Genomic DNA, 1,068 nt, shown 5'->3' on the forward strand with positions numbered 1-1,068 from the left:
GTCGATCAGCCCTGGCGCATCATGTCCATCGGCCTGCGCGAATGGGCTCATGGGTTCTGATCAATGGGATTTGGTATCATTCCTGTGCCGTAGGACGGATCACGATGCTGCCGACATCCACCTCCGGCGGCTGCTCAATCGCGAATGCAATGCCTCGCGCGATGGCGTCTGGCGGGATCGCGATGGCGGATACCCGCTGCTGGACGGCAGCCTTCGCCGTCTCGTCGGTCATCGATTCCGCAAAATCGGTGGCAATCATACCTGGCGACACCTCAGTCACCCGCAGATGAGGACCCGCCTCCTGCCGCAAGGCCTCGGTGATGGTCCGGACCGCATTCTTGGTGGCGGCATAGACCCCCATGGTCGGCACGATCCGTAACCCGGCCGTTGAGACGACATTGACAATGTGGCCACTTCCTTGCTGCTGGAAGACAGGTAGCGCAGCGGCGATGCCGTAGAGGACGCCCTTGATGTTGACGTCGATCATCGCGTCCCAGTCATCCACCTTCAGCGCGTCGAAGCGCGAGATCGGACCGATGCCCGCATTGTTGACGAGAACGTCAAGACGGCCGTAGCGGTCGCATGCCAGCTTGACTAGGGCGTCCAGATCCGCGCGTCGGGTGACGTCGGTCTGCCGGTAGGTGGCCGTGCCACCCGCGCTCTCGATCTCGGCCGCCACGGCCGCGAGGTGAGCGTCGCGACGCCCGCCCAGTACGAGTTTGGCCCCCCGCGTGGCGAGCAGCCTCGCGCTGGCTCGGCCGATGCCGCTGCCCGCGCCGGTGATGGCGACGACTTTCTCAAGGCTCATGGCTGCATCCTTCATTTTGACGAGAAGGTATGGGCACACTGCCGGATGATCTATGCTCAGGGCGCCATGGTTTCATCGCATTCGTCCAGGAACTTTGATGACCCCTTATCCGACGTGCTCGTCACGCTCGGCGCGCGAAGCGTCCGCCGCACGCGGCTGGAGGCTGCAGGGGACTGGGCGCTCACCTTTCCGGCACAGGCGCGGATGAAGTTCGTCGCCGTCCTCCGGGGGACATGCTGGATCATGGTCACAGGGCAGCC

At 64.0% G+C, this 1,068-nt stretch carries 2 protein-coding genes; one reads left to right on the forward strand and one right to left on the reverse strand.

The annotated features are described in order from the left end of the window. Positions 1-76: 76 nt before the first annotated feature. The gene (locus D2K64_RS23730) at positions 77-808 is read right to left on the reverse strand and encodes an SDR family oxidoreductase (protein WP_120010897.1); all 732 of its coding nucleotides are present in this window, start codon (positions 806-808) and stop codon (positions 77-79) included. A gap of 45 nt (positions 809-853) precedes the next feature. Here D2K64_RS23730 and D2K64_RS23735 point away from each other — a divergent pair. After that, positions 854-1,068 (forward strand): cupin domain-containing protein (locus D2K64_RS23735; protein WP_162306252.1); only part of this gene is annotated, 215 nt, incomplete at its 3' end.

Origin of the sequence: Teichococcus vastitatis, from assembly GCF_003604215.1 — a bacterium.
Classification (GTDB): Bacteria; Pseudomonadota; Alphaproteobacteria; order Acetobacterales; family Acetobacteraceae; genus Pseudoroseomonas; species Pseudoroseomonas vastitatis.

What these genes read in the sequence shown, in the direction of transcription:
- D2K64_RS23730 (WP_120010897.1), bottom strand. Translation starts at nt 808, where the DNA reads ATGAGCCTTGAGAAAGTCGTCGCCATCACCGGCGCGGGCAGCGGCATC.